This window comes from Hwanghaeella sp. LZ110, assembly GCF_048892525.1.
Classification (GTDB): Bacteria; Pseudomonadota; Alphaproteobacteria; order UBA8366; family Aestuariispiraceae; genus Pacificispira.
Genome location: NZ_JBLZHT010000013.1, coordinates 39197 through 60817, shown reverse-complemented (window position 1 = coordinate 60817; position 21621 = coordinate 39197). Strand labels below are relative to the sequence as shown.

Genomic DNA, 21621 nt, shown 5'->3' with positions numbered 1-21621 from the left:
CAATCAGATATCGCCGATATCCAAAACGCCCAAAACCAAACGCCCCGAAAATGTCTTGGGTTCAAAACCCCCTTCGAGGTATTTAACGAAGGATCAATAACCGTTGCACTTCAAACGTGACTCCACCGGGGCGCAATGGCGGTAGACGTTGGCACCAGAACACGGGAAAGATCGGGTACCAGAATGCGCAACGGACGACTGCCCAGTGCAATTTCCATTGGCGCCTGACCGATCAGATCACCATCAGACTGAATGGGTTCCCCAACCGGGCCATCAATACGCACCCGCCGCGCCCGCAACAGCGTCGCATCCGGCAGTTTAGCGACACGATTGGTCAACAGGGCAAATCCATATCGAACCAACGCCCATCGACTGGTACCCTTCAACAGCACGACACTGATGCTGTCATCACCCAGCCTGGTATCAGGGGATATCACGAATGGCCCCGCATAGTGACTGGCATGGGTCACAATCGCCAGTCCCGCCTGATGGGTGTGGCCGTCAACGGTAACCGTGATCGTGGTTTCGGCGTTACGTACAATTTCCCGAACCGCCGCCATCACATAAGCCATTTTGCCAATAATGCGTTTCAGCTTGCTGTTTACTTCCGCGACCACGCGCGCGTCGGGCCCTGCGCTGACCATCAACAGGAAGCCACGCGCGCCCGCCAGAGCTGGATAAATCTCAGCAACGCGCCCCTGTGACGGCATTTCTGCGGCGCGCTTCAACTTCAATCCCAGGCCTAGTTCAAAGGCAAAGACATTTGCAGTTCCCAGAGGAGCAATGGCCATCGGGATCGGGCGCCCGATCAAACCATTGGCGACCTCATTAATTGTGCCATCCCCGCCTGCGGCCACGACAACATCAACTGTGGCAACATCAAGTTCCGCTGCAATATTCGTCGCATGACCGGGCCCTTCGGTACGGCGCAAGACGACATCATGACCGCGCGCGCGCAAATGCTTCAAGAAACCACGAAGACGACCGCGCTGACGAAACCCTGCAACAGGATTATAAATAACCGCCACCCGCCTGCGAATCGGGTCCGCAACTTCCTTTTTATTTACCACTGATAAGGTTCTCCATTACGACGAAACAAGGGAAATAGAGTGTCTTAGATGTAATTTCTATTTCTTTTTTGTTAAACTTAGGTGAAAGAAAATAAGAATTACCATAATTACTTATTTTCTTCACACTACACCCGTATTCCCTGCGGATCGAAAGATTTAAAGGCGGATACGGATATGCACGGGTTTCGCGGCGTCAGTCGTTATCGCACAGTATGGATCTCTGACACCCATTTGGGAACCAGGGGATGCAAGGCGGAATTCCTTCTGGATTTTCTGCAACATACGGAGTGTGAAACACTTTACCTGGTTGGCGACATTATCGATGGATGGCGCTTGAAGAAATCCTGGTATTGGACCGCAACACAAAATGACGTTGTACAAGAAGTTCTGAGGAAAGCCCGCAAGGGCTGTCAGGTAATCTATGTTCCTGGCAATCATGATGAAGTGCTGCGCGACTACACCAACCTGTTTTTTGGGGGCGTGTTGGTCAAGGATGAAGCAATCCACAAAGGTGCCGATGGACGCAGCTATCTGATCATCCATGGGGACAAGTTCGATTCCGTTGTGAAATACGCCAAGTGGTTGGCCTATCTGGGGGATTGGGCCTATACGATCCTGCTGTCGACCAATCATTACTTCAACCAGGTGCGACGTTGGTTAAACCTGCCCTATTGGTCGCTGTCTGCCTTCTTGAAGCAAAAGGTCAAGAACGCCGTCGAATTCATCAGTAAATTCGAAGAAGCCGTCGCGCATGAGGCCAAACAACGCGGCGTAGATGGTGTGATCTGTGGTCACATCCATCATGCCGAAATGCGCGAAATCAATGGAATATTGTACTGCAATGATGGCGATTGGGTCGAAAGCTGTACTGCCCTGGTGGAACATGCCAATGGCCGCATGGAAATCATCCAATGGACGGACAACACAGCACATGTCCCGGTCCTGCAGGACCATAGAATGACTGCGAAGGCACCTGTATGAACGCCGTGACATCAAAGAATATCAGCGTGACAACGGCGCAACCCGATATCTCCGCCGTGCCGGGCCAGCGGCTGGTTATTGTCAGCGATGCCTGGCTGCCACAAATCAATGGCGTGGTGCGCACATTGGATCGCACCCGACAGGAAATGGAAAAGCTGGGGCTTGAAGTGCATGTCATCGGCCCGGATCGTTTTCGGACCATCCCATGCCCGACCTATCCAGAAATCCGGCTGGCGATGAATGCCTTATGGGCCCTGCCGAAAATGCTGAAGGACCTGATGCCGGCTGCCATCCACATCGCAACCGAAGGTCCGCTGGGATCTGCGGCAAGACGCTTTTGCAAAAAGCACAAGCATCCCTTTTCCACCAGCTTTCATACCCGCTTTCCAGAATATATCCATGCCCGATGCGGCCTGCCGGTTTCCATCACCTATGCCTGGATGCGGAAATTTCATGGCGACGCATCGGTGACCATGGTCACCACGCCGACCATGCGCACCGACCTGGACAGTCGGAAATTCAAGAATCTGGAAATCTGGTCCCGGGGCGTTGATCTGGAGCTGTTCCGTCCGCGCCCGAAAGACATTCTGGATTTCCCCCGCCCAATTTTCATGAATATCGGCCGGGTTGCGGTGGAGAAGAATATTGGGGCCTTTCTGGAATTGGGTCTGCCCGGCACCAAGGTCGTCGTTGGTGGCGGCCCCCAACTGGAAGAACTGAAGGCCGCGTATCCTGACGTTAAGTTTCTGGGGCCCAAGACGGGCGAAGACCTAGCGCGCCACTATGCCGCCGCCGATGTTTTCGTCTTTCCCAGCCGAACGGATACATTTGGGTTGGTTCTGCTGGAAGCCCTGGCATCCGGGGTGCCGGTCGCGGCCCTGCCAGTGCCAGGCCCCATCGATGTGATTGGTGACAACAGTTGTGGTGTTCTGGATGAAGACCTGCAACGCGCCGCCATGCGGGCCCTGGAAATTGATCCTGCCCTGTGCCGTCGTCATGCGGAAAAGTTCAGCTGGGAAGCATGCTCCCTGCAATTTTTGCAAAACCTAACGGCAAATCAAAAGCCAAAACCTGACCAATCATCCTAAGCCATTTCGCTTATTTGGTCGCCAGCAATTGAATCCCGGATTTACCAAAAGACCAGGTTCGCTTGTGCATCACATCCGAAAAGCCAACGCGCTTTAAGAAGGGAACAATATTTTCCCGCGTGAAGTACAGTTTATGATCGGGTGCACCCAAAAACCGGGTCACAGCACCATCAGGCGTCAGATATTCTTCCAAATCCGGCGTTGTCAGATACAGTACCCCGCCCTTGCGCAACAGTTGAAACAGGCGTGCAGCAAAATCGAACGGGTCGATCGTGTGCTCGATGACTTCAGAACAATAAATTGCATCGAACTCCCCGGGCCCTGAATACGCCTCCAGTGATGTGCAATGGAACGGAATTTCTGGAAACAGTTCAGCGGATTGACGGGCAAGATTCTTGCTGATTTCAATGCCTTCCGGCAGAAGCCCGATTTCTTTCGCCATGGCACAGAACAGACCGACATTGCTGCCGACGTCCAGTACCCGACTTCCACCCGTCATGTGGCGTTTCAACCATTTAGCACGGGATTTGGATCGGCGGGCTTTGCTTTTCCACTTCGGCGTCATAACACGCATATAGTCGCCGCCAATTTCGTCCTGGATGTCATCAATTTCATCCACGGACGGCATATGCTGCAGGCAGACAAAACCGCTGTCGGGGAACCGTATCCAAGTCACTGTGCCCCCATCCGGATCAGATTGGACACAAAACTCCTCGATACGATCCGATCCGGAAATCGGACAGGTAAGCGTCACTGTTTGAGAGGTCATGGGCGATCAACTATGTAGACAAAAAGAATAACGATGGCGCAAATATTCGCGCCGATTATAAAAAGACCATCCAGCGATCCCGCCTTAATCGGCACCCAAAAAACCGCCACCAGGATCGGCAAAAGGCAAACGCTGATCGCCAGGAGTATTTTAGGAATGTTCATTCCGACTTAAGCCTGTTCCAGCATAAAATTCGACCCTATCCATTGGGTAGCACCGCATCCGCAACACCCGGCATAAACCCAGCACCAAAGCATTCCTGATGCATTGCCTTGCGTATACCGCACTATCCCCAGCCTGTCCACGTCCGCCTGATGATTTGCCGCCGCTTCATTAGGATGGGTTACCGGCGTGACGCCCCGTGCGACCCATGCTATAGGGCGGATATCGTGAAAACCTTAAACCAGCGAACCGGGATCAACGGTGGCACAGAACGACTCCCAGACACAAAAAACAGGTAGATTTCGGTTTGATCCGGTCACCAAGAAACTGACCTGGCGCCTTTGGCGTGACTATATGTCCGAACATCTGCGCATGATCATCCTGGCGACCTTCTGGATGTTGTTGGTGGCTGTGGCCAGTGCCGCCCTGGCAAAGCTGATTGAACCCGCCTTGAACGAGGCCTTTATCAATCAAAGCGAAGTCTGGATCTGGTATTCTGCGCTTGGCTTTTTTATCGCATCCTTCTTCCGCGGACTGGCAAATTTTATGCAATCCGTGCTGATGCAAATGGTGGGTTTGCGGATCATTGAAAAAATGCAGAACCAGATGTTCCGATCTCTTCTGCATATCGAGATTCGATATCTTGAGCAGGAGGGAACGGCGCGCCAGTTATCGCGCTTCACGTCCGATTGCTATGTTCTGCGCGATGCCGTAACGAAGGTTTTTACCGGTTTTGGACGCGATTCAATGACGCTGGCGGCAATGATCGGGTTGATGGTTTATCAGAACTGGCAATTGTCGTTGTTTGCCCTGTTCTTCTTTCCAATCAGCATTTTCCCCATCGCCCGCATCGGTCGGCGCCTGCGCAAAGTATCCGAAGCCACCCAGGTGGAATTCGGGCAGATGACATCTGTCCTAGACGACAGTTTGAAGAATGCCCGCCAGGTCCGGGCCTATTCCATGCAGGAATACGAAGCCAAACGGGGATCCGGCGCATTCCTGACCACCTATAAGCTGCTCTTAAAGGCGGTGCGCACTCGCTCGCTCAGCTATCCCATCATGGATACGCTGGCGGGATTCACCTTGTTTAGCATCATTGCCCTGGGGGGATATCAGATCCTGGCGGGGGAACAGACCGTCGGGTCATTCATGTCCTTCTTTGTCGCGGTCTTTGTCGCCTATCAACCCTTGCGCAGCCTGGCCAGCCTGAACAATTCCCTTCAGGAAGGTCTGGGGGCGGCAAAGCGCAATTTCGACCTGATTGATCATGTGCCCGCCATTCAGGACGCGCCCGATGCGGTGGAAATGACCCCCGGCCCGGGTCGGGTTACCCTGAAGGATGTGCATTTCGCGTATGATGCGGATGCACCGGTTCTGGATGGCATAACGCTGGACATCACGGCGGGTGAAACGGTCGCATTGGTTGGGCCGTCGGGTGCTGGAAAATCTACGATCCTGAACCTGATCCCACGGTTTTACGATGTGACCGCCGGACACGTCCTGATCGATGGTCAGGACATTCGACAGGCGACCCTGACGTCTGTCATGGGACATATCGCCTTGGTCAGCCAGGAACCGGCATTATTCAACGACACGATCCGCGCCAACATTGCCTATGGCCGTTTTGGTGCCAGTGAAGACGACATCATTCAGGCGGCCAGGGACGCTGCCGCCCATGACTTCATTCTGGACCTGCCCGATGGCTATGACACGATGGTTGGCGAGCAGGGATTGCGCCTGAGTGGGGGCCAACGCCAACGTATCGCAATCGCCCGGGCGATGCTGAAGAACGCCCCGATCCTGCTGCTGGACGAAGCAACATCGGCCCTGGACGCGGAATCCGAACAAAAGGTACAGGAAGCCCTGTCCCGCCTGATGATTGGGCGCACCACGATTGTCATTGCCCACCGCCTGGCTACCATCCGGCGCGCTGATCGCATTTATGTCCTGGATAAAGGAAAAGTTGTCGAAACCGGCAGCCATGCAGAATTGATCTCACAGGACGGCCTGTATGCCCGCCTGTCGAAGATTCAGTTCCAAGACCAACCCAAAGAACAGAGTGAAGAACAGCCATCCGCCCCCAGCGTTGCCGTGGCTCAGGATTAGGGCAACCATGTCACTGATCAAGGCTCTTTCCAAACAGGCATGGGTACACAGATTGATCTGCAGTCTGCTGGCGGCCTATATCCGCTTTGTGCGACTGACGACCCAATGGACCGTGGAAGGAACCGAGGCGCGGGACCGTCTGTTTGCCGAGGGGAAGCCCTATATCATTGCATTATGGCATAATCGTATCTGCATGATGCCCTATGCCTATGCGGAAAAAGCCGATCAGTTATGTGTGGTCACGTCTGGTCATCGCGATGGTCGGCTGGTCCTGGATACGATGGAGCGTTTTGGTTTTGATGGTATTCCCATTGACAGTAAGGACGGTGCCAAAGCCACCCGCGTGATAATCAAGCGATTGAAAGCGGGGGGCCATGTCGGCATTACGCCCGATGGCCCGCGCGGTCCCGCCTTGGAGGTGAAGGAAGGCATTATCTTCATTGCCGCGATGGCGGGCGTTCCAATCGTCCCGGTCAGTTACGCTGTTAAGAAACGCCGCATGCTGAATACATGGGACCGTTTCCAGGTCCCCTTGCCGTTTAATCGGGGAATCTGCCGATGGGGAGAGGCCATCATCTTGCCTGCCAAGCCGGATGCAGAAACCCGGGAACGGTATCGCCAAATGCTTCACACAACCCTGCAGGATCTGACTGCGTCTTGCGACCGGGATATGGGGCATGTGCCATGATCGCCCGCAGCCTGTATCGCATCAGCACAGTCCTGGCGGCCCCATTTATCGCGCGTTACATGAAACAGCGCCTGGCCGAAGGAAAAGAAGACCCCCATCGCTTTTGCGAACGCCAGGGAAAGGCGACGCTGCCCCGCCCTAAAGGACCGTTGATCTGGATTCATGCCGCCAGCAATGGGGAGGCCATGTCAGCCCTGCCCTTAATCGATCTGTTATTGGAACGGGATCCCAACGGGCATGTTCTGTTGACCACCGGCACCGTGACCAGTGCCCGTCTGATGGCCGACAAACTGCCGGCCCGGGCGATGCATCAATTCGTGCCGGTCGATCGATCCGCCTGGGTCGCGTCCTTTCTGAGCCATTGGAAACCTGATGCCGGGATTTGGGTGGAATCCGAATTCTGGCCTGCCCTGATCTGGGAAATGCGGGCCGCTGGCAAGCCTGTCGCCCTGGTCAATGGCCGGGTTTCCAAACGCAGTCTGGCCCGATGGCGGCGCATACCTGGCATTGCCGCCGATTTGCTGGCCGGATTTTCCCCCTGCCTGGCACAATCCCCGGCCGATGCGGATCACCTAAAGGATCTGGGCGCATATCAGGCGGAATGTGTTGGGAATCTGAAATTATCCGTTGCGGCACTGCCTGCTGATGCGGATGCCTTGTCGGCTGAACAGGCTGTGCTGGATGGTCGACCTGTCTGGCTGGCAGCCAGCACCCATCCCGGGGAGGAAGATATCGTTGCGGAAGCCCACGAGAAACTGCGTGAAACCGTCCCATCCGTGGTCACAATCCTGGTTCCCCGCCATCCAAAACGGGGCGGTGAGATATCTGAACGCCTGACCCGGCGCGGCCTTAAGGTGGCCCAGCGCAGCATGGGTCAAACGATATCGGGCGAAACCGATATTCTGGTTGCCGACACGCTGGGCGAATTGGGCCTGTTTTTCCGACTGGCGCGGGTTGCCTTTATCGGGGGCAGCCTGCAGGGCAATCATGGGGGTCACAATCCCATCGAGGCCGCCCGGCTGGGCTGTGCGCCCCTATACGGGCCAGACATGGCTAATTTCAGCACGGTTGCCGCAGATCTGGATGCCGCAAAGGGCGCCGTCACCGTAGCGAATGCACAAGACCTGGCAGATCACGTTGCCCGACTGCTGACCGATGATCAGGCCCGCAATCAACTGGTCATTGCCGCACAACGGGTTGCACAGGAGGGGGAAGGGACCGCCCTTCGTGTCCTGGCCAGACTGGAGCCGGTTTTACCCCCCGTCACACCCCGCCCGAAAGGGGATAGGTGATGCATGCGCCGGATTTCTGGTCTCAATCTGATCCCGGCATTCTGTCACGGCTGCTGTGGCCGACATCCCTGATCTGGAGCGGCGTTAGCGCCCTGCGCCATCGATACATTTCCCCCGTCAGAATGGACATACCCGTCTATTGTATCGGAAATGTGACTCTGGGGGGCGCTGGCAAGACGCCCGTTTCCCTGGATCTGGCACAGCGGTTGATCGAGCAGGGCGCGCAACCGCATTTTCTGTCCCGCGGCTATGGCGGCAGTGCTTCAGGCCCGCTGCGGGTGGATCCGGCCCATCACAGCGCTGCACAAGTCGGGGATGAACCACTGTTGCTGGCCCGGATCGCGCCCACCTGGATCGGGGCAGACCGCGTCGCATCCGCACGCATGGCCCATAAGGCTGGTGCAACGCATTTAATCATGGACGATGGATTCCAGAATCCAAGCCTGCACAAAACGGCATCCCTGCTGGTGGTCGATGGCGCGGTTGGGTTTGGTAATGGCTGTGTCTTTCCAGCCGGCCCCTTGCGTGAACCGGTTGCGTCCGCGCTGGCCCGGACAAACGCAGTGCTTATTCTTGGGGATCAGGCCGCGCCGCATCTGAAAAGGGATCTGAGCGGATTCCATGGTCCGATCCTGTCGGTTCATGTGGTGGCGGATCGACCTGATGCACTGCCGATTGGGGCAAAATGCATCGCTTTTGCTGGAATTGGGCGGCCGGAGAAATTCTTTGCAACCCTTCGGGGGCTTGATCTGGACCTGCTTCTGACGCAAGAGTTCCCGGACCATCATGATTTTAGTTCACAGGACATTGAGGCACTTGAGAAACAGGCCCAAACGCTGGGGGGAACCCTGGTGACGACAGAGAAAGACGCAGTCCGACTTCCAGCAGCGTTTCGCAGCCAGGTGGTTTCGGTCCCAATCACTTTGGACTGGCCGCCCAGTGTTGATCCTTTGTCTCTTCTGACACAGGGGCACGCGCATGCTGTTTAAGCAAGCGCAACAGCGCCGGGGCACCTTTCGCGCCGTCACCTATTACATCGAATACTGTATGGCACGTGCCGTACTGGCGCTTTTGGCGGCGCTGCCAAGAACCGTTGCCTCCGCAATAGGGGGGCGATTGTTTCGTCTGGTCGGCCCCTTTCTGAAAGCAGACAAGATCGCCCGCCGCAATCTGGCGCAGGCTTTTCCAGATTGGGGTAAGGCCAAGATTGATGCGACCGTTTGGGAAGTTTGGGACAATCTGGGGCGGGGGGCCGGGGAGTTTCCACACGCAAACAATCTGAATGTCTTGGATCCCGACGGCCCTATTGAAACAATTGGTCTGGAACATCTGTGGGAAGCAAAGCGCAAGGGCGCTTTTATGATGGTTTCCGCCCATATGGCGAATTGGGAGTTGGCAACAACCGTTGCAAGCCAGCATGGATGTCCTATGACCGCCATCTATCGCCCGGCGGATAATCCCTGGATGGATCGATACTTTCGCGATATCCGCAGCGGCTTTACCGGGAAACTGCTGCCAAAAGGGCGCAGTGGCATGCGCGATGCTGTTATGACGCTGAAGGAAGGGCGACCCCTGGCCCTGTTGCTGGATCAAAAGCTGAATGAAGGGATGGCAGTCCCTTTCTTCGGGCGCGAGGCTATGACGGCAAGTGCGCCCATTGAAATGGCCCTGCGCCAGGGCGCGCCAATTCTGCCGGTACGGATTGAACGCATTGAGGATACCCGGTTCCGGGTGACCATTCACCCACCCCTTGTTGCGCCTGATACAGACGATAGACAAGCCAAAGTGCGTGCCATTCTGGTACAATATAATACGCTGCTGGAAGCTTGGATCCGCGAACGGCCCGGTCAATGGTTCTGGCTGCATAAACGCTGGCCGAGTGAGCCCCGCACCGGAGTCCTGGAATGACAAAGAGCCCTTTCAAGGATCACTTTTCCAGCACGGCAATAGACTATTCCAAGTTTCGCCCCGACTATCCGCCCACTCTATTCGATGATTTAGCGGCCCGCGCACCGCAACGGCGGCTGGCCTGGGATTGTGGATGCGGGGGTGGTCAGGCGACCAGACATCTGGCGCGCCTGTTCGACAGGGTTGTCGCAACCGATCCCAGTGCGGCACAGTTGTCGACTGCACCACAATTTCCCAATGTCACGTATGGCACAGCCCCTGCAGAGCATGCGCCCATTCTGCAGGATCACAGCGTCGATTTGATCATCGCCGCACAAGCCGCGCATTGGTTTGACCTGCCTCGTTTTTACGGGGAAGTCCGCCGTGTCGCAGTCCCTGGTGCGGTGCTGGCGCTGATCACCTATCGTCCGACACAAATTGTCGACCCCGCCGCAAATAGGGCGCTGCAGGATTTTTACACCACAACCGTTGGCCCCTATTGGCCCGCAGACCGCCGACATGTCGAAACCGGCTATCAATCACTTGATTTTCCCTTCCCGGAAGAGCCCGGACCAGAGATGAAAATTGAGGTTCGGTGGGACCTTGAGCAATTGGTTGGCTATGCTGGAACATGGTCAGCGGTGAAAGAATATCGCGGCCAGTGTGGCGAAGACCCGCTGCCGATCCTGCGGCAAGGCCTCGCTTCGGTATGGGGCGCGCCGGGTGACAAGAAGACGATCTTCTGGCCGCTTTCCTATCGCATTACCCGCCTGCCCTGAGATGAGCTAGAAATCTTTCGGCATCGGCCCCACGAACAGGGTTGCGTCCAGCCGATTGTCAAACCAATTGATACGCCAATCCAAATGCGGCCCGGTGGCGCGGCCCGTCGCGCCGACAGTGCCTATTTCATCACCCTGTTTGACCTGTTGCCCAAGCGCGACTGAAATGCTTTTCAAATGCAGGAAGGTGGACGCCAGCCCCCGCCCATGGTCAATCATCAGTGTCCCGCCTGAGAAATACAGGTCCGGTTCCACCAGGGTCACAACCCCATCCGCAGGCGCGACAACGGGACTGCCCTCCGGGGCTGCGACATCAACGCCATAATGCGGCTGTCTTGGTTCACCATTCAGTATTCTTTGGCTGCCAAACACACCGGTAATTGGTCCCCGCGCTGGCCAGATCCAGCCACTGTCATACCAGGTTTCCGGGCTGTTCTGCGCCCGTGCAGCCCGAACTTTTGCCGCTTCAGCAGCAATTCGGTCCAGCACTTCCTGGGGGGGTGTTACTTTCTCTTCCGGCAATCCATCCAACCGCTGAACATCATACTCACGGGACTGGATATTCATTGGATAACGCTGTTCGGTGCCATCGGGCAGGACCACGGTCAAGACGGTATCGGCGGGTTCATCACGGTGAAAGCCAATCAGAAAACGACCATCCGGCCCGACGATCACATCATGATCGTCATAGCGCACCTGACTGCCCGGCGGGACTGTCCCTTTGGCAAAGCCACCCTGGATCAGGGTACCATCCAGCGAAAGTGTTTGTTGCGCATATCCCGTTATTGGCAGGAAGAGAGCGAAAACAAAAAGAATCCGGCGAGCGAATGGAGATATCATTTAAACAACTCCGGTTGGACAGAGGTCGGGATCGGCGTTTTTGCCGGTTTCCTGGATTTTTCACCCTTGCCAGCAGGGGCGACACTTGCCCCGTCTGTGACCAGGGCAGAGACACGCGTATCTTCCTGAAACTCAATCTCAACAGCCATGCCGCTGCGCACCGCATCCCCTTTGGTGATCAATCCGCCATCAGCGCCCCGCACAATGGCATAGCCTCGTGCCAGTGTTCCCTTATAGCTGAGTGCCTCAACCGCCGATCCTGCGCGCGATACACGATCCTGCCAGCCGGTAAGGCGGCGGTCCATCGCTGCCTGTATTCTGTCGCCTGCACGCATTTCCAGCGCCTTACGATCCGCCCTGGCGAAAATCGCCTGTGTCGTGCCGTGAAGACGCTGTCCCTGGTCAGAAACCTGTGCCATCGCACGGGACACCAGTTCTGCAGGGGACCGCAACCGCGCAACGCGGGTCTGCAACCGCTCTTCTGCCGCCCGCACCAAACGGGGGGTGGATTGATCCAGCCGTTCTGTCAGATCATCCAGTCGCTGCATGGCCGGTTCCATCAATCGACGGGGCTGGGGCAATCCCCGCGCCAAGCTTTCCACAAACCGAGTCCGGTTTTCGATATTCCGGGTACCGGATTGAATCATCCGATGCGTGAACCCTGCTAGATCCGCCATTAATTCCGACCGAACCGGCACAGCGATTTCCGCAGCGGCGGTTGGCGTTGGTGCACGTTTGTCGCTGGCATAATCGATTAATGTTGTATCCGTCTCATGCCCGACAGCGGAAATCAGCGGGATGTCACTGGCAGCGGCCGCGCGCACAACTATTTCCTCATTGAAGCTCCACAAATCCTCCAAAGAGCCGCCGCCCCGCGCAACGATCAGGACATCCGGGCGGGGGATTGCACCGCCAGGGGTAATGGCATTGAACCCTTCGATCGCAGCCGCCACCTGCGCTGCTGCACCGTCCCCCTGAACCAATACCGGCCACAACAAGACATGGCGCGGAAACCGGTCGGCCAACCGGTGCAGTATATCGCGGATCACCGCCCCGGTCGGCGATGTGATCACACCAATCACCTCGGGCAGGAACGGCAAGGCCCGTTTGCGGCTTGCATCGAACAGTCCTTCTTCGGCCAGGCGACGCTTGCGTTCTTCTAATAATTTCAGCAGCGCGCCCTCGCCCGCCAGTTCTATATGATCAATGACGATCTGATATTTCGACCGCCCGGGATAGGTCGTCAGGCGGCCCGTCGCGATGACTTCCATGCCGTCTTCCGGTCGAATATCCAGCTTGCCCGCACTGCCCCGCCAACAGACAGCATCGATCACTGCGTCCTGATCCTTCAGTGCCATATACAAATGGCCGGAGGCCGCCCTTTTGAAGCCCGAAATTTCCCCCCGAACCCGGACAAGAGAATAGGCATCTTCCACCGTACGCTTCAGCGCCTGGGAAAGTTCGGACACAGAGAGTTCTTGGACATTGCGCATCATAGCGCCCTTAGAATGACATGCACCGCGCCAAGATTAAATCACTTGTTTGGTGGAAATTTATGCACGCTTAAATGGTCTTTCTTTTGTGTGTTAAATTTTAACATCAATTATACAACTTTTACGTGCTTATATTATTCAATTCTCTTGCATGATATTTCAACATTTTCTAGTAGATACTTATCTTTGCAATCTAAAGGGAGAGGGTAAAATGACACTTCGCGCACAAAAGAGTGGCCTGAAAAAACTAGTTTCAAATAATGGAATTTCGATTTGGAGCTATCATTGTACCAATCATATACTTGATGTGATGATAAAACCGCGATTTTTTGCAAGGCTTTCTGATCCCTTTGAACCAGGCGATATCATCTTGGTCGACTGTCCTGGATACTATGAAATACTGCGGTTCCTGGGATACCCACCGCGTCCGGTTCATCGCCCCGGGGGCGGGGTACTACAGGTTGAAACCAAGCAGGAATCCGGCTTGATGACGTTACGAATTGTCGGGCGCGGGTTAAGACGGTTTGTCAATGCCGGGGAAAATGCTATTCCGGGATTCTTCGGGCCTGATTCCGCCAGCATGTCCCCGCAGGTGCCGGAACCAGACATACCGGCTGAAACGGATCACAGCGGTGCAATGATCGCATGATCCAAGGTCCGAAGACGGCGGTGCCAGATCGGCCCGCCGTCATCGTGTTCCATGCTGGGTCGGCGCGCCTGATCAACGTCGACGTCCAACCGCATTTAGATTGGGAGAAACCATATGCGTTGTCTTGTCATCGGCTCTGGAGGGCGTGAGCACGCATTATGTTGGGCCCTTGCGGCATCGCCTCTGTGTGACGCATTGTTCTGTGCGCCGGGCAATGCAGGTATCGCCCAGGATGCCCAATGCCGCCCGGTCGCCGTCGATGATTTTGACGGAATTGAGGCCCTGATTGCGCAAGAGGCGATTGATTTTGTCGTCGTCGGTCCCGAAGGGCCCTTAGTGGATGGTCTGGCAGATCGCCTGCGCGCGAAAGATATTGCCGTCTTCGGGCCCAGTGCCGCCGCCGCCGCGCTGGAAGGATCCAAGGGGTTTAGCAAAGACATCTGTGCAAAATACAATATTCCAACCGCCGCCTATGGTCGGTTTACCGATGCGCAGACTGCCAAGGACTATATCCGTTCCCAGGGTGCCCCGATTGTTGTAAAGGCCGATGGCCTGGCCGCCGGAAAGGGCGTCACCGTCGCAATGACCGTCCAGGAGGCATTGGATGCGGTGGATGCTGCCATGGTGAACGGCATCTTTGGTACCGCTGGGACGGAAGTGGTCGTCGAGGAATTCATGGAAGGGGAAGAACTGTCCTTCTTTGCGCTGGCGGATGGTGCAACGGCACTGCCCTTGGCATCTGCCCAGGATCATAAGCGTGTAGGCGACGGTGATACCGGGCCCAATACCGGCGGCATGGGTGCCTATTCCCCGGCACCTGTTTGTACGCCAGAGATGGAAGCCCGAATCATCCGGGAGATTCTGACCCCGACAATCGATGCAATGCGAGCAGAAGGCGCCCCCTTCCAGGGCGTGCTTTTCATCGGCTTGATGATCACAAAAACCGGTCCCCGGGTGATTGAGTATAATGTCCGGTTCGGAGATCCGGAATGCCAGGTCCTGATGATGCGCCTGCAATCAGATTTGCTGCCTGCCCTGCTGGCAACGACCAATGGCACATTGCGCAATTTTGATCTGCGCTGGCACGCGCAGTCTGCCATGACCGTTGTGCTGGCCAGTCAGGGTTATCCCGGCACCTATCAAAAAGGCACCGTGATCCGCAATATAGAGGGCGCAGCGGCCGCACCCGACGTCGTCGTGTTTCATGCCGGAACCGCGCGCAATGACGCCGGGGAGCTGATCGCAACCGGGGGCCGTGTGCTGACCGTGACGACGATGGCACCGACAATTACCGAGGCAAGAAACCGCGCCTATGCCGCAGTTGACCTGATTGAATGGCCGGAAGGGTTCTGTCGCCGCGACATCGGTCATCGCGCGCTTAATCGCGAATAAGGGATACAGGCGATGCCGGACGCCATTGCACGCAGCCTGGATAAAGTTTCAATTCTGCTGGGCCTGCCTGTCTGGATAATTCTTCTGACACTGGTCTTTTTGATCGTCATGACGATTGGAATACGACTGTTGGCGCGCAACAGTGATGATTCGGAATCCAAACTGGACTGGCGCCGGGACCCGGAGGAAATGACCGATTTATCGCCCAATCTAAGGCGGGCGCGGATGCAAATGATCGGTGCTGGCCTGGGAATGGTGGCACTGCTTTTCATTGCCCTGCTTAGCCTGCTACAAGACTGACACGCTGATCCACCCAAGTGCACAGCCCAGAAAATAGAAAGACATACCATGACCGTTGAGACCGATCCGCTTGTCCTGATTCAAGACCTTGTTGAGCGCGCCCTGAAAGCAGGCGCCGATTCAGCGGATGCGGTCGCCGGACTGTCGACCAGCATCAGCCACGCCCAGCGGCTTGGTAAAACAGAAAAGCTGGAACGTCAGGAATCCCAGGACCTTGGCTTGCGGGTGCTGATTGGCAAGCGCCAGGCGATAGTTTCTTCCAATGACTGGAAACCGGACGGATTGGCGCTGTTGGTGGAGCGTGCCATCGCCATGGCTAAAACCGTCCCGGAAGACAGCTTTTGTGGCATCGCAGATCCCGATCAGATCGTTGGCGACACTTATCCAAAGCTGGAAATGTTTGATCCAGTGGAACCCAGCGCCGAGACCCTGATCGCCCGGGCGACGGAAACAGAAGATGCGGCCCTGGCCGTCGCCGGGATCACCAATTCTGAAGGGGCAGAGGCCTCCTGGGGCCAATCCCGCATCGCATTGGCCGCCAGCAATGGTTTTGCCGGGCGCTATCAAGGCAGCAATCACAGCATTGCCGTGTCCGTTCTGGCAGGAACCGGTACTGCCATGGAATCAGATTATGACTATTCCAGCGCAATATTCGGATCTGACCTGACCGATCCGGTAGAAATTGGCCGCAGCGCAGCAGACCGCGCCTTAAAGAAACTTGGCGCGCGCAAGCCCCCTTCGGCAAAGGTGCCGGTCGTGTTCGACCCCCGCGTTTCCGGAGGGTTGGTGCGCCACCTGACCAGTGCAATCAACGGGGCTGCGATTGCCAGGGGCACCTCCTTCCTGAAAGACAAAATGGGTCAGGCAGTCATGTCATCGGGAATTACCATTGTCGATGATCCCCACCGTGCGCGCGGCCTGGCGTCCAAACCCTTTGATGCGGAAGGTCTGGCAAACAAGCGCCGCAATCTGGTTGAAAATGGCGTTCTACAAACCTGGATTCTGGATTTGCGCGCGGCCCGGCAGTTGGGGTTAACATCGACGGGGCACGCCAGTCGCGGCACCAGCAGCCCCCCATCACCATCGACCACCAATCTGCATCTGGAGCCTGGCACCGTTTCCCCAACAGACTTAATATCCGACATCAAAAGCGGGTTCTATATCACCTCAGTGATGGGTATGGGCGTGAATATGGTGACCGGTGACTATAGCCGCGGGGCTTCCGGCTTCTGGATCGAAAACGGACAGATCGCCTATCCGGTGAACGAAGTCACCATTGCTGGCAATCTAATGGACATGTTCCTGGCGATGACGCCAGCGGATGATCTGGATTTCAAATACGCCACCAACGCGCCGACCATTCGCATAGACGGCATGATGGTCGCAGGAACTTGATTGATTACAGTGAGCGCCGTTCCAGATCCGTCCCCTGAACGGAGGCGATGTCATTCAGTCGTGCTGGAACCTTAAGATCAGGTTCGACCTGTATCTTGGATTCCGCTTCCGACGCCCTTTTCAACCATCGATGCGCCGCCGTCAGATCACCATGTTCAGCCTCTTCAAGCCGCGCCCATAGGCGACACAGAACTGGCGGAACAGGATCCCCCAGGATATCCGTCGCCTTCGCCAAATGGGTGCGGGCCTCCCCCCACAGGGAGGCATCCAGGGCCGCATCGGCTAAAGCGATATGACTTTCCGCCGCATCCGGTGACAGCGACAGCAAAGTCTCAAACCGTTTCACCTTTGCAATCGGGGTGGCATCACTTGCCGCCAAATTGCGGTATGCCTGTGCCAGAACCGGCGTGGGCTGTTGTTTCCAGGCGGACTCGATCAGTTTTTCCGCCTTTCGGGTATCGTTGCCCTGCTGCATCAAATCGGCAGCCAAGGCAACGGCAGCGTCATTGGACGGATCTGCCTTCATCGCCTTTTTGACAATTTTCAGCGCGTCCCCATTCTGACCGGACTCCTTAAGGCGCGCGGCCTGACGCAGGGACAGGCGTGCCCGCAATGGTTTTGCTTCCTCGGTAGATAATGCCCCGGTTTTTTCCGCATCTTCCAGCGTCGCCAGAGCGCGATTCCAGAAACCGGCTTCCATTTGCAGGTCCAACAATTCCAACAGCACCCATTTCGCCGATGGCCGCAGCTTGCGCGCATCTTCCGCCAAAGCCAGCGCGCGTTCGGAATCTCCGTCGCGCAAGGCCTGTGTCATCAATCCCCGAATGCCCAGGAAGGACACTTCCGGATTGCCACGCATATCTTCGAAATACTTTGTCGCTGCCTGATTATCGCCGTTCAACTGGGCGGATTGGGCCTGCAACAATTTCGTCAGCGGCGCCTGGGTCAATAGATCCGTGGACCGTCGGGATTGGCGCTTTGCCTCAACAGCGTCGCCGGCTGCAACAGCAACCATGCCCAGAGTCAGGGCGCGATACCCTTTCATTTCCCGAATGGCTTTGCGATGGGCGCGCCATCGACCGGGGAAGCGAAACACAGTCTGGCGAATCCGCTCTGCATAGACCAACAGCAAAACAAACAACAGCACGATCAGGGCAAAAACCCCGACTGGCATATCAACCGCCCAGCCCTGCCAGTCAAAGGATACACGTCCTGGATTCGTCGCAAAGAACACAGCCAAGGCACCAAGGACACCAATCTTGATCAGAAAGAAAAATACGCGCCACGTCATGACGGATCTCCCGATTTGGCAGGTTCGGGTTCAGGTGATGTCGCAGGGGCAGGGGCAATCGCCAGTCCCGCAGCAACAGCATCGCGCAAATCCGTCAATGCAGCCTCAGCCGCCAATCGCGCCTCAGCCTCATTCAGCCAGGCCGCGATGGTTTCAGACGTTTCCCGTCCCTGGGACAGGGCGGCGACAGCGCTGGCCAGATCCCCCCTGTTCAATGCGGCTTCTGCGCGGCTGACTGGCGGGGCATCTGCAGCTTCCCCTTTCTTGCGGATGGAAACCAGGGACCGCGCCCCCTCCATCAAAACATCCAGGACATCGCCATCGGTGCGGTTGACCTCGGACTGCATCGCGGGTGCATTCTGCTGAAAAGCAGACATCAACGCCGCACGGGTTACCACACCCCGGGTGGCATAGGGCTGCAATTCGGCAACGGCACTCTTGATAGCCGCATCACCCCTGGCCAAACCAGTCAACCGATCCAGGGCATGAGTAAACGGACGGCCCGCAGATAAAGCGGATTCTACATCGCCAACGGCCAAAGCAAGACCGGCCTGGGCTGCGCCTTCCAGAGCGGGGCGGGCTTTCAGAGCTGCGATATCTTCTGCATTCTGTGCCGCTTTCGCATCCACGCCGGCCAGACCAGCCGTGGCACGCTCTGCCTCTTTGCTGACCTGTTCCAGCATGCTTTCAATAACGCCCATACGCTCCAACAGGCGGGCGCGGGTTGTCTCATCCCGTTCGACCGATGCGGCAAGGGCATTGCGCGTTTCCGTCAGGGCATTAGCCGTTTCTTCACGGATCGCCTGCAAGGATTCTGCCGCATCACTTAATGCCTCAACATCATTTTCCAGACTGTCCAATCGGCTGGAAATGTCCCCTGGGACGACCGCGCCATCCCCCGTCGCGACCGGGCGTGACTCTACCTGTGACAATCGATCAGAAATCGAGGAGAGCGTCGCCTCTATATCAGAGGGGATATCCCCGGAAACTGCCACCGCGGGCGGCTCCACATACTGCGCCAGATGTGTATCGACATAGGGGCCCCAGACGGGCCGTGCAACAACCGCGACGAGCGCCACACCGGCGACCAACAAAGCGAGCTTTCCTGAACTGTTGGGGCCAGACTCACCTGCGCCAGAGGCGGCCGTCGGTGTTGATTGCGATGGAGCATCTGATTGTTGTTCAGCATCGGGACGATCTTCATCATCCAGTGCTTCATCAGGCGTCGCCTCTGCAGCCTGCCCCCCCGCGTCTTCAGTCCAGGGAGACATCACTGGTTCAGACACCGCCGGTTCAGACGCCTCCGGATCAGATGCGGTTGGGCGCTTTTCCGCAGGCATGGCGACACTGAGGTCAATCTGATGGGCCGAGGCGGCGGTTATGATATCGCGCCACCGGTTTTCCGGGATATGGCCCCGGTTCTTCCATCCCTGTACCGTACTGACCGCGACATCCAGCTTGTTTGCCATGGGGCGAATACCCCCAAAAGCATCAATTACGGCATCGGTATCAAAATCACTGACCGCTTCTGCGACGTCAATAGATGCATCATCCTCATTCGAATCGGTTTCAGGGGTACTGATTTCGGGGGCATTCTTTTCATCAACACCCTCGTCGCTTTTCTTGTCGTCAGCCATTGTCATCATCCTACCCAGTTGATTTCCGACCCCAAACAAGGCCTTGATCTCTGCGATCAGGGCGGGCGTATCGGGTGTTGCCGCACGCTTGATCCCCAACCATTCTATTCGCGCCGCAGCCTGCGCAACAGCGTCACTTAAGCAAACCGCCGAAACCGTACGCGCACAGGGTGCACGTCCTTCGCCTTGAAGTACAGTAACAAACGACTCCGCCGTTCGGGGAGAAAAAAATGTCACCGCAGCAATGCGCCCCGTATCCAATGCCGAGCGACAGGCTTCGCTGAACGCCTGTGTTTTTACGGATCGATATAGGGCAACACGCTTGACCGTGTAGCCCAGCGATTCCAAATCACCCTTTAAATCACCCGCCGTAACAGAGCCCGCCGCATGAAACAGGGCGCCGCCTTGAACCGGAAAGCGCGCGCGCACGGTCTCTATCAAGGCCTCCACATCGCCGCCGGATGCCTCAATATCCTCAAACCCTGCCTCGGTTGCGGCCTGGGCACTGCTGGCACCAACCGTCACGACTGGTAGGTTGCGCACCGAACTGATCCTGGCGAAGGCCCGAACGCCATTCGCGGATGTAAACAGAATCACGCGGCAATCCGTCAGATCAACCACGACATCGGAGACAGGCTCAATCCGCAGCATCGGTTCGACCAGCGCATCAAATCCCTCTGCCCGCAAGGCATCGACCAATCCAGTCGCATCCTCTACCGGTCTGGTAATCAGGATCAGGGGGCGGTCCACCTGCGCGACATCCAGATCAGTCGAAGAAACCATCACCCATCTCTTTCAACAGGGCATGCCCGGCGTCCTGCGCCAGGGTGACAGCCTGATCCACGGGCCCTGACCGTTCCACCGTCAACAGGCGCGCGCCATCTTCCCGGGCAACCAGGCCCCGAAACCGAACCGTCGACCCACTGATTTCAGCAAGACCGGCAATGGGCGTGTGGCAACTGCCATCCAGGACATCCAGAAAGGCCCGTTCCGCATGAACCCGAAGCTGGCTTTCACCATGATTCAACGGGGCGAACAATTGGGCCAAATCAGATCGCGCGCTGGCAATCGTGACCCCCACCGCACCCTGGGCACAGGCTGGCAACAGGGTTTCGACCGCCAGCGGGGCCGTTGCCAGATGCGCCATGCTCAAACGATTCAGCCCTGCCATTGCCAGCAAAGTCGCATCGGCGACGCCTTCTTCCAGCTTGCGCAGACGGGTTTGCACATTGCCCCGGAACAAGACGACTTCTAAATCCGGGCGCTTTGCCAGAATCTGAGCTTTCCGACGCAGAGAGGATGTTCCAACTTTGGATCCGGGCGGCAAGGCCTCCAGACTATCGGCCTTATGGCTTAAAAAGGCATCGCGGACATCCTCCCGCTTCAAAACACATGTCAGCGATATTCCCTCGGACAGCCAGGTTTCAACATCCTTCATCGAATGGACCGCCGCATCACACCGGCCATCCATAATGGCGCGATCCAGTTCTTTGGTGAACAACCCCTTACCCCCAACCTCCGCCAAGGCCCGATCTTGAATCTGGTCGCCAACCACCGTGATTTCAGCGATTTCGACCGTCAAACCGGGATTTGCCGCAATCAATCGATCGCGAACATCATAGGTCTGCAACAACGCCAGGGGTGAGCCCCGCGTGCCAAGGGTGACGGAAGTCGGTACAGTCTTGCTCATAAAACAAACCTCACACAGTAAACCAGGACATGGATTATCATGCCCAAATGAGACAAATGCCAAGAGAACCTGTAGCGCATCCGGACGTCATAGGCTACATCCTGACGGTGAT

19 protein-coding genes are annotated in these 21621 nt (G+C 56.6%); 12 read left to right on the top strand and 7 right to left on the bottom strand.

The window, feature by feature from the left end:
• Nucleotides 1-110: 110 nt before the first annotated feature.
• Complete coding sequence (locus ACOSDM_RS19400; RefSeq protein WP_420726196.1) at nucleotides 111-1070, bottom strand: diacylglycerol/lipid kinase family protein; 960 nt, start codon at nucleotides 1068-1070, stop codon at nucleotides 111-113.
• 174 nt (nucleotides 1071-1244) lie between these two features.
• On the opposite strand from ACOSDM_RS19400, the gene ACOSDM_RS19395 reads away from it, so the two are divergent.
• On the top strand, nucleotides 1245-2051 hold the full coding sequence (locus ACOSDM_RS19395) for a UDP-2,3-diacylglucosamine diphosphatase (RefSeq protein WP_420726195.1): 807 nt from the start codon (nucleotides 1245-1247) through the stop codon (nucleotides 2049-2051).
• Nucleotides 2048-3139 carry a glycosyltransferase family 4 protein gene (locus tag ACOSDM_RS19390; RefSeq protein ID WP_420726194.1) on the top strand — a complete coding sequence of 364 codons (1092 nt, stop codon included), beginning with the start codon at nucleotides 2048-2050 and terminating at the stop codon, nucleotides 3137-3139. Before ACOSDM_RS19395 ends, ACOSDM_RS19390 begins: the two co-directional genes overlap by 4 nt.
• Nucleotides 3140-3149: 10 nt before the next feature.
• On the opposite strand, the gene ACOSDM_RS19385 is transcribed toward ACOSDM_RS19390, so the two are convergent.
• Nucleotides 3150-3908: a class I SAM-dependent methyltransferase gene (locus tag ACOSDM_RS19385; RefSeq protein WP_420726193.1), complete on the bottom strand. Its 759-nt coding sequence runs from the start codon at nucleotides 3906-3908 to the stop codon at nucleotides 3150-3152.
• Between the two features lie 423 nt (nucleotides 3909-4331).
• On the opposite strand from ACOSDM_RS19385, the gene ACOSDM_RS19380 reads away from it, so the two are divergent.
• Genes ACOSDM_RS19380 through ACOSDM_RS19355 form a run of 6 tightly spaced genes read left to right on the top strand, consistent with a single transcriptional unit; the run spans nucleotide 4332 to nucleotide 10822 of the window.
• The gene (locus tag ACOSDM_RS19380) at nucleotides 4332-6176 is read left to right on the top strand and encodes an ABC transporter ATP-binding protein (RefSeq protein ID WP_420726192.1); all 1845 of its coding nucleotides are present in this window, start codon (nucleotides 4332-4334) and stop codon (nucleotides 6174-6176) included.
• Nucleotides 6177-6183: 7 nt separating this feature from the next.
• Nucleotides 6184-6864 carry a lysophospholipid acyltransferase family protein gene (locus ACOSDM_RS19375; protein WP_420726191.1) on the top strand — a complete coding sequence of 227 codons (681 nt, stop codon included), beginning with the start codon at nucleotides 6184-6186 and terminating at the stop codon, nucleotides 6862-6864.
• Nucleotides 6861-8156 carry a 3-deoxy-D-manno-octulosonic acid transferase gene (locus ACOSDM_RS19370; RefSeq protein WP_420726190.1) on the top strand — a complete coding sequence of 432 codons (1296 nt, stop codon included), beginning with the start codon at nucleotides 6861-6863 and terminating at the stop codon, nucleotides 8154-8156. The genes ACOSDM_RS19375 and ACOSDM_RS19370 overlap by 4 nt, the downstream gene beginning before the upstream one ends.
• On the top strand, nucleotides 8156-9145 hold the full coding sequence (gene lpxK / locus ACOSDM_RS19365) for a tetraacyldisaccharide 4'-kinase (protein WP_420726189.1): 990 nt from the start codon (nucleotides 8156-8158) through the stop codon (nucleotides 9143-9145). Before ACOSDM_RS19370 ends, lpxK begins: the two co-directional genes overlap by 1 nt.
• Complete coding sequence (locus ACOSDM_RS19360) at nucleotides 9135-10064, top strand: lysophospholipid acyltransferase family protein (protein WP_420726188.1); 930 nt, start codon at nucleotides 9135-9137, stop codon at nucleotides 10062-10064. Before lpxK ends, ACOSDM_RS19360 begins: the two co-directional genes overlap by 11 nt.
• Nucleotides 10061-10822 (top strand): class I SAM-dependent methyltransferase, encoded by a 762-nt coding sequence (locus tag ACOSDM_RS19355; RefSeq protein ID WP_420726187.1) that lies wholly within the window; start codon nucleotides 10061-10063, stop codon nucleotides 10820-10822. The genes ACOSDM_RS19360 and ACOSDM_RS19355 overlap by 4 nt, the downstream gene beginning before the upstream one ends.
• A gap of 6 nt (nucleotides 10823-10828) precedes the next feature.
• Here the strand turns inward: ACOSDM_RS19355 and ACOSDM_RS19350 are convergent, their stop codons facing one another.
• On the bottom strand, nucleotides 10829-11662 hold the full coding sequence (locus ACOSDM_RS19350; protein WP_420726186.1) for a M23 family metallopeptidase: 834 nt from the start codon (nucleotides 11660-11662) through the stop codon (nucleotides 10829-10831).
• Nucleotides 11659-13131 (bottom strand): exodeoxyribonuclease VII large subunit, encoded by a 1473-nt coding sequence (gene xseA, locus ACOSDM_RS19345; protein WP_420726185.1) that lies wholly within the window; start codon nucleotides 13129-13131, stop codon nucleotides 11659-11661. Before xseA ends, ACOSDM_RS19350 begins: the two co-directional genes overlap by 4 nt.
• A gap of 235 nt (nucleotides 13132-13366) precedes the next feature.
• Between xseA and ACOSDM_RS19340 the strand changes: the two genes are divergently transcribed.
• The 4 genes from ACOSDM_RS19340 to ACOSDM_RS19325 all read left to right on the top strand — a co-directional run bounded on the left by ACOSDM_RS19340 (nucleotide 13367) and on the right by ACOSDM_RS19325 (nucleotide 16891).
• Nucleotides 13367-13804 carry a hypothetical protein gene (locus ACOSDM_RS19340; RefSeq protein WP_420726184.1) on the top strand — a complete coding sequence of 146 codons (438 nt, stop codon included), beginning with the start codon at nucleotides 13367-13369 and terminating at the stop codon, nucleotides 13802-13804.
• Nucleotides 13805-13918: 114 nt separating this feature from the next.
• Entirely contained in the window at nucleotides 13919-15196 is a 1278-nt protein-coding gene (purD, locus tag ACOSDM_RS19335) for a phosphoribosylamine--glycine ligase (protein ID WP_420726183.1), read from the top strand.
• A gap of 12 nt (nucleotides 15197-15208) precedes the next feature.
• Entirely contained in the window at nucleotides 15209-15496 is a 288-nt protein-coding gene (locus tag ACOSDM_RS19330) for a hypothetical protein (protein ID WP_420726182.1), read from the top strand.
• Between the two features lie 48 nt (nucleotides 15497-15544).
• Entirely contained in the window at nucleotides 15545-16891 is a 1347-nt protein-coding gene (locus tag ACOSDM_RS19325) for a TldD/PmbA family protein (protein ID WP_420726181.1), read from the top strand.
• Between the two features lie 4 nt (nucleotides 16892-16895).
• On the opposite strand, the gene ACOSDM_RS19320 is transcribed toward ACOSDM_RS19325, so the two are convergent.
• The 3 genes from ACOSDM_RS19320 to hemC are packed head-to-tail and all read right to left on the bottom strand — an operon-like array spanning nucleotide 16896 to nucleotide 21509.
• A complete protein-coding gene (locus tag ACOSDM_RS19320; RefSeq protein ID WP_420726180.1) occupies nucleotides 16896-18182 on the bottom strand; it encodes a heme biosynthesis protein HemY in 1287 nt (428 codons plus the stop codon).
• Nucleotides 18179-20602, bottom strand: a complete 2424-nt coding sequence (locus ACOSDM_RS19315) for a uroporphyrinogen-III synthase (protein WP_420726179.1) — start codon at nucleotides 20600-20602, stop codon at nucleotides 18179-18181. The genes ACOSDM_RS19320 and ACOSDM_RS19315 overlap by 4 nt, the downstream gene beginning before the upstream one ends.
• Nucleotides 20586-21509 carry a hydroxymethylbilane synthase gene (hemC, locus tag ACOSDM_RS19310; protein ID WP_420726178.1) on the bottom strand — a complete coding sequence of 308 codons (924 nt, stop codon included), beginning with the start codon at nucleotides 21507-21509 and terminating at the stop codon, nucleotides 20586-20588. The genes ACOSDM_RS19315 and hemC overlap by 17 nt, the downstream gene beginning before the upstream one ends.
• Nucleotides 21510-21621: the final 112 nt, after the last annotated feature.

Excerpts from the sequence above, each read along its gene's own strand:
- lpxK (WP_420726189.1), top strand. The coding sequence starts at position 8,156 with ATGCATGCGCCGGATTTCTGGTCTCAATCTGATCCCGGCATTCTGTCA.
- ACOSDM_RS19325 (WP_420726181.1), top strand. The coding sequence starts at position 15,545 with ATGACCGTTGAGACCGATCCGCTTGTCCTGATTCAAGACCTTGTTGAG.
- ACOSDM_RS19360 (WP_420726188.1), top strand. The coding sequence starts at position 9,135 with ATGCTGTTTAAGCAAGCGCAACAGCGCCGGGGCACCTTTCGCGCCGTC.
- purD (WP_420726183.1), top strand. The coding sequence starts at position 13,919 with ATGCGTTGTCTTGTCATCGGCTCTGGAGGGCGTGAGCACGCATTATGT.
- ACOSDM_RS19350 (WP_420726186.1), bottom strand. The coding sequence starts at position 11,662 with ATGATATCTCCATTCGCTCGCCGGATTCTTTTTGTTTTCGCTCTCTTC.
- ACOSDM_RS19315 (WP_420726179.1), bottom strand. The coding sequence starts at position 20,602 with ATGGTTTCTTCGACTGATCTGGATGTCGCGCAGGTGGACCGCCCCCTG.
- ACOSDM_RS19330 (WP_420726182.1), top strand. The coding sequence starts at position 15,209 with ATGCCGGACGCCATTGCACGCAGCCTGGATAAAGTTTCAATTCTGCTG.
- ACOSDM_RS19385 (WP_420726193.1), bottom strand. The coding sequence starts at position 3,908 with ATGACCTCTCAAACAGTGACGCTTACCTGTCCGATTTCCGGATCGGAT.
- ACOSDM_RS19395 (WP_420726195.1), top strand. The coding sequence starts at position 1,245 with ATGCACGGGTTTCGCGGCGTCAGTCGTTATCGCACAGTATGGATCTCT.
- ACOSDM_RS19355 (WP_420726187.1), top strand. The coding sequence starts at position 10,061 with ATGACAAAGAGCCCTTTCAAGGATCACTTTTCCAGCACGGCAATAGAC.
- ACOSDM_RS19370 (WP_420726190.1), top strand. The coding sequence starts at position 6,861 with ATGATCGCCCGCAGCCTGTATCGCATCAGCACAGTCCTGGCGGCCCCA.
- ACOSDM_RS19340 (WP_420726184.1), top strand. The coding sequence starts at position 13,367 with ATGACACTTCGCGCACAAAAGAGTGGCCTGAAAAAACTAGTTTCAAAT.
- ACOSDM_RS19320 (WP_420726180.1), bottom strand. The coding sequence starts at position 18,182 with ATGACGTGGCGCGTATTTTTCTTTCTGATCAAGATTGGTGTCCTTGGT.
- hemC (WP_420726178.1), bottom strand. The coding sequence starts at position 21,509 with ATGAGCAAGACTGTACCGACTTCCGTCACCCTTGGCACGCGGGGCTCA.
- ACOSDM_RS19375 (WP_420726191.1), top strand. The coding sequence starts at position 6,184 with ATGTCACTGATCAAGGCTCTTTCCAAACAGGCATGGGTACACAGATTG.
- ACOSDM_RS19390 (WP_420726194.1), top strand. The coding sequence starts at position 2,048 with ATGAACGCCGTGACATCAAAGAATATCAGCGTGACAACGGCGCAACCC.